The 5,465-nt window shown below is 59.6% G+C and carries 6 protein-coding genes and 2 pseudogenes; 7 read left to right on the top strand and 1 reads right to left on the bottom strand.

All coding sequences use genetic code 11. From position 1 onward, the window contains the following. Window positions 1-1,943 precede the first annotated feature (1,943 nt). The 5 genes from K359_RS66620 to K359_RS65490 all read left to right on the top strand — a co-directional run bounded on the left by K359_RS66620 (window position 1,944) and on the right by K359_RS65490 (window position 3,711). Window positions 1,944-2,576, top strand: a complete 633-nt coding sequence (locus tag K359_RS66620) for a hypothetical protein (protein WP_156929107.1) — start codon at window positions 1,944-1,946, stop codon at window positions 2,574-2,576. 63 nt (window positions 2,577-2,639) lie between these two features. Beyond that, window positions 2,640-2,798 carry a hypothetical protein gene (locus tag K359_RS66615; RefSeq protein ID WP_156929106.1) on the top strand — a complete coding sequence of 53 codons (159 nt, stop codon included), beginning with the start codon at window positions 2,640-2,642 and terminating at the stop codon, window positions 2,796-2,798. 159 nt (window positions 2,799-2,957) lie between these two features. Beyond that, window positions 2,958-3,218 (top strand): ABC-three component system protein, encoded by a 261-nt coding sequence (locus tag K359_RS0146670; protein ID WP_051346831.1) that lies wholly within the window; start codon window positions 2,958-2,960, stop codon window positions 3,216-3,218. Then, complete coding sequence (locus K359_RS65495) at window positions 3,206-3,427, top strand: ABC-three component system middle component 2 (protein WP_245284947.1); 222 nt, start codon at window positions 3,206-3,208, stop codon at window positions 3,425-3,427. Before K359_RS0146670 ends, K359_RS65495 begins: the two co-directional genes overlap by 13 nt. Then, complete coding sequence (locus tag K359_RS65490; RefSeq protein WP_334261988.1) at window positions 3,424-3,711, top strand: ABC-three component system middle component 2; 288 nt, start codon at window positions 3,424-3,426, stop codon at window positions 3,709-3,711. The genes K359_RS65495 and K359_RS65490 overlap by 4 nt, the downstream gene beginning before the upstream one ends. A gap of 371 nt (window positions 3,712-4,082) precedes the next feature. On the opposite strand, the pseudogene K359_RS66610 reads toward K359_RS65490, so the two are convergent. Next, window positions 4,083-4,417, bottom strand: a pseudogene (locus K359_RS66610) (carbamoyltransferase N-terminal domain-containing protein); the annotation flags it as partial. 164 nt (window positions 4,418-4,581) lie between these two features. Between K359_RS66610 and nodS the strand changes: the two are divergent. Next, window positions 4,582-5,211 (top strand): nodulation methyltransferase NodS, encoded by a 630-nt coding sequence (gene nodS / locus K359_RS0146660; RefSeq protein ID WP_029085112.1) that lies wholly within the window; start codon window positions 4,582-4,584, stop codon window positions 5,209-5,211. 13 nt (window positions 5,212-5,224) lie between these two features. Next, window positions 5,225-5,350 (top strand): annotated as a pseudogene (locus K359_RS60555) (carbamoyltransferase N-terminal domain-containing protein); the annotation flags it as partial. Window positions 5,351-5,465 lie beyond the last annotated feature (115 nt).

Genomic DNA, 5,465 nt, shown 5'->3' with positions numbered 1-5,465 from the left:
GCCCCGGTCGCCGGCCAACCAGCCGGTGTGATATCTCTCGTCATGGCGTTGCTCTCCTTTGTGGAATCAGCACCCCGAGCCTGCCGGCTCAAGGTGGGCAACGCCGACCTCTTCAGAAATTCAACAGAACGCGGGACATCCCCGGACAGGTCGGGCAAGAGGGCTTTGAGCGGCACTTGGGCGAGGCGCGTCGAACCCCTGCCCAGATTCCCGCGCCCGGCGTCCCAGCCCTGCCAGACCCGTTCCATCCTCATCTGTCTCAGGGGGATTTGAGCTTTATCGACGCCGCTGTTCAGGCATACGCTGCGCGGCGGGGACTACCGTCCAAGACTGTGCAGAATTATGTTGGGCTTCTGCGCAGATTGGGGGATTATCTCGGGTTTCGGGGCGAGACGATTGAAGGGCTTGTTGGTCTCGATTCGTTGGTCGCTATCGCTGACGCGGCGTTCCCGAAGACGATGATGCGGCCCGCCTTGGAGGCGATTCGTATACATATATCGCGAGCGTAGTGCTCCGGCTGGTCAAAACAACCCGGGCCTCATCGCCGGGCCAGCTCGAGGCGGACGTCAAAGCTATACACCCTCTCAAAACGACCAGAGCCTCATCGAGAGGGCGGTCCCGGGTGACGTGCGCTCCGGCGGCTGAAACCGGGCACCGCGCTGAATTATGCTGCGAGCCTTCGCAGGTTAGCGAAACATCTCGAGCCTGCGGAAAAACGCTCCATGCGCTCGATGACGATGTCTTGCTCGCTTACGCTAATGAGAGGCTCCAGGATGATCGGAAAATGCATCAGGCGTTGCAGGCCCCTCCGTAGGTATCGTGAGTCCGATGCTTCAACTGATGACGGGTTGAGTATCACTCGTGACAGCGGCGGGGGCGGCGCTTCCGTGGCAAGCGGCTCTCGACAGGACGGGGGTCAGGCTACCGCCCCGCCAGTGCTAGCTGTCAACGAAGAGCAGATTGGGCGCTCACCCGACGCGTGCGCTGAACCGGTCCATTCGTCAGCCTCAGCTATCGGTCCAGACAAGCTTCAACAACCGTGGAGCATCACTCCTCTTGGCCATTGGAGTTTTGATCCGGATCCCGCAGAGTCCTTTCGTCCTCTGTGCTGGCGCCAGGACCACCTGCAGGCCGCGGACGAGCTGATGGGTGCACTTCTCAAGAGCGCCCCCCGCCAGGAGAGGAGGTCTTCATCAACGAAGAGTATGATCCAGCGGAGTTGAGACCAGCGAAGAGTCAGAGGACTTTAACAATCCGCAAGGCGTCGTCATTGAGCGGCAGCTGAGCGAGATCGGCAGATCAAGCGGTCGCGCGCTGATGCAGCCCCCCAGGCCAGGGAGCGGGCAAGAACACGGAACGGCACCGTACGCTGGAGGTGGTGTGCCGATGATCGGCGCCTCGGTGGTGCAGCCGGGTCACTTGACGGCGCGCCATCATCATGGGCCGATTTTGTCAGTGGTTGATCTGAATCCGTTCACACCGTTCGAGTTGCGTGACCATGCTCATACTGGGCCGGCGTCCGCCGTGGCTGAGGAGACGGCCCCCGCGCTCGGCGAGGCCACTCGACAAGCTTTGGCTCGGTTGAGGGAGGAGATGGAGGAGATCGAACCGATGCAGGACCCTTGCCATCAAGTGGGCACATCGGGATGGGAGGCGCAGCTCACGATGCCGGGGGACGAGCACGAATACACTTCAGCACCGCGTGCCGGAGGCGGTGAGTCGATGCCCTCGGCAGTGCAGCCGTATCGCCCAATAGTGGTCTCTGAGGAGCAAGCCGTGCCAGCGTCCGTGAGGGCTGAGGAGACCACCCCCCAGTCGACGAGACGATTGATGTTTCATTTGCCGCTCCCGAGGACTTTTTCCACCCCGCCCAATCCGCCCCGGAAACGATGCTCTCTAGCTTGAGCCACTTGGGCCCGTTGCCGGACGCGGAACAGCGGGTGATGAGTTACAATATTCGCGGTGAGCGCTACACCGCCGTCTTGGGGGCCGGAGGACCCAATGACGTTCAGCTCATCCATCACCCTCGCCTTCGGCTCATGAGTGAAGCTGCGTTAGTGGCACCGGCTCCGTCGTCAGATTTCTACCACGAGCTTGGCTCTCTGCTTGATTTGCCGCCCACACCGCACGAGTCGTATGACGATGCTCATTCTGCGCCGGAGTTTACCAGCACATCCTCCGGTGCTCAGATCGGAGCTTTGGATCCTATAGCCTCGTCCCACGACCGCAGCGGGCGGGTGCTCGGCGCCAGCCAATGGCTGGGCGACGAACATATCGTGAGGGATTACGAGCTTCAGGCGCAAGAGCTGCAGAGGAACGGTCCAAATCTCGCCTCCCGGACGCGGTTCGTGGATCCCCTCATACCCTTTCGTCTGAGCAGGGGCGCCGAGAACGACGCGCTGCGCGCCCTTCATCGCATCGTCTATGATCAGAATGCAGCCGATTTCCTATTCCTGCCAGTGAACGAAGCCGGCGCTGCGGATCCTAATCACCGCGGTACCCATTGGTCGCCGCTGTTCGTTGATCGCGGCGACCGGGAAAGGCCGGTCTCCTATCACTACGACTCCCTCCGGTGATACAACAACAAGCCTGCAGAACAGCTCGCGGAACGGCTGGGCGCCCGGTTGGAGTCACCCCGCATGACCCAGCAGAGGAACGGTTATGATTGCAGTGTCTTTGTGGTGGACGGCACGCGGGAGCTCGTTAAGCGATTGGCGCAAGGAGAGCGGCCAGACCTGCTGCAGTTCGACGCGCTCGTCGCAGATCGTCAGGCACTGCAAACCCGTCTCAGGGGCTGATGTCGGCTTCTGCTGGTAGAGCTGGCTGGTGCGGCTTCTCGCCGACACCAGCCAGACCGTGTATCCAGGTTACCTCAACGAGCGATCAGGGCGGCGATAACCTCCCTCCTTTGCGGATCGGCCGGCCCGCCGGTCGAGATCCGCGCTCGACTAATTCTATTGGCAAGCTGGCGAGAATTCGTCCGCGACAAGGTCGAGCCCGGCACCTTCGAACGGCTGCAGGATGAAATCTACGCTGCCGTGATCGATACTCACGACGACGAATATGACGACAGTTATAATCGCGTCGTGGCGGTCACAAAGGCGGCACAAGACATGGCGATCACGGCGAATCCAATCGCCCCAATCGCGCAAACGCAGGATCGCCGAGGCATCTGCCATCAACTCGCGAACGGCGAAAAGCTGAAATGGACGAAATAGAGCCGTCAGGTCGGCAGGTCACGTTCAATGGCCCGCTCGAAGCCGGCATCCGCGCCGTGGCTCTTCTCGGCGCTGCTTATCCGAGGGCGTTCGATCTGCAGCACCTGACAGCGCTCGACTATATTCTGGTGAAAGCCAATGATCTCGACGGCGGCCCGGAGAGAGCCTGCATCTGCCAACGCCGTTGCGTTCGCCCGACGCCGAAGTGAGACGACAGATTGTCCATCAGGGACTCGTTTTGATGATGTCGCGCGACCTCGTCGAGCAGGAGCCTCAGGAAGCCGGCTTGATGTATGTTGCCGGTGAGAACGCGGCGACCTTTCTCGATGCCTTGGATTCGTCCTACCTGCTAAAACTCAAAGACCGCGCGAATTGGCTGATTGGACATTTTAGCGAATATACGGATGCCGAATTCAACGCGATCATCCGTCAATATTTCGGTGCCTGGATGATTGAATTTCAGGAATTCGAGCGGAGCATCGGCGCGCCATGAGCGTCTTTGCCCACCTACAAATCCATCATTTGAGTTACCTAGCGCCGAACCGGCCACCGCCCGCAGCGGGGCCCTTGCCACCGAGCATGTAGTCGATCGAATCGAGAATAAACGATTTACCGGTATCGGAAGCGCCGTAAAGCACGTTGAAGCCGGCTCGAAGCGCACCGTCGCCGGCTTTCCCGAACGTGAAGGTTACGATCGCGTCCTCCTTGGCATGAAGTCGACTGCCGGCGAATCATTCACGCTACACCGGAGCGCAGCCGGTGGGGGTTCTCTGATGGTCGAGGGCTTGCATGACACCGAGTTTCCGCGCGAAGGCGCAAACCGGCGTCGATGACTCCGCTCTCGTTCCTGCAAAGAGCTCGCCTTAAGAGCATTCTAGCTAGAGAGTTGTTCTCCGGTAAGGTTGCGAGTTGCTTAATTTCGGTGCCAGCTCCTACCGCGACGAGACGAGAGGAAGTCCCCACCCCCATCGATTGCGAGAACCAAGCTCTCTTCAAAGCCTGACATCGCAAACGCGCTCACGGCATGCGTCAGGTTGGTGGTTCACGAACGAGATTCGTGATGGATCAACCTCGGTACCGAACTCTTGCACTAGCAACTTCTGCAGCAACAGCTTGGCATCCAACGGAATCGAGAGATCGGTGCGGCAGCTGGCTGCCAGCAATCGTACGGACACTTGGTTGACCCGGTTGATCGACATGGAATACTGGTTGGCTTGCAACGAAGAACGCGCGGCACAGGCGCGCTTCGGCGCCGTAAACCGTTAGTGCGATTGGGACGAGAACGTTTCCGCCGAGGTTGATGACGTCTGAGTGCGATTTGCTGCTGCCGGTTGTGGTGCGAATTAGGGCGAGGAGCGTACACGTGAGTCTGGAAGTGACCTATCAACTGCTAGAGCGAGAATTGGCGACTGATGATCCGTGGCGGATCGATGGTAATCCCTTCGAGCGCAAACGTCACACCGAAATGCTCCGTCTGGCGCTTTCACGAGGATTTATCGCAAGTGCTCTGGAGGTTGGGTGTGCCGCTGGCGCGTTCACGGAGAAGCTAGCGCCTCACTGCGATCGTCTCACAGTGGTCGATGTCGTGCTGCGGGCGATTGGTCGAGCATGCCAACGGACCAAAAGGTGGTCGCACATCACGTGGATAGTCTCTGACATTCAACAGTTCGTAGCCACCGAGCCGTTCGATCTGATCGTCGTTGCGGAAGTTCTTTATTACCTCGAGGACGTGACCGAGATGCGCGCAAGCATCGACAGGCTGACGCGGATGCTCGCGCCAGGTGGGCTTCTGATTTTCGGATCCGCGCGTGATGCTACATGTCGACACTGGGGCCATGCGGCTGGTGCCGAGACAATCATGTCCATGCTCAACGAAAGGTTAGTCGAGGTCGAGCGGCTGCAGTGCCAGGGGGAGTCGGCTAACGAAGACTGCTTGCTTGCCAGCTTCAGGAATCCGATTCATTCGTCGAATCAATCGAATTTGACGCGTTAGAGACGGAGCGACTATGCGAATCTGCGGTATCAAGCTGACACATGACGGGGCGGTCGCCCTTGTCGAAGACGGACGGTTGGTCTTTTGCGTCGAACAAGAGAAACGGGGTAATAATCCGCGGTATCAAACCATCGACAATGCGTGACGGATGCCGGTTCGCGGGGGTAGCTATCCATCCATGCGTCGACCAAAATGTAGCTCAGCCGGATCACGTCGCGCAGGCGCGGAGCATTCTCCAGCCGCGACAGCGTCGG

It is taken from the genome of Bradyrhizobium sp. th-b2 (assembly GCF_000426785.1).
Lineage (GTDB): Bacteria > Pseudomonadota > Alphaproteobacteria > Rhizobiales > Xanthobacteraceae > Bradyrhizobium > Bradyrhizobium septentrionale.
The sequence above is the reverse complement of the archived record's forward strand: the minus strand, read 5'-3'. Positions and strand labels throughout refer to the sequence as shown.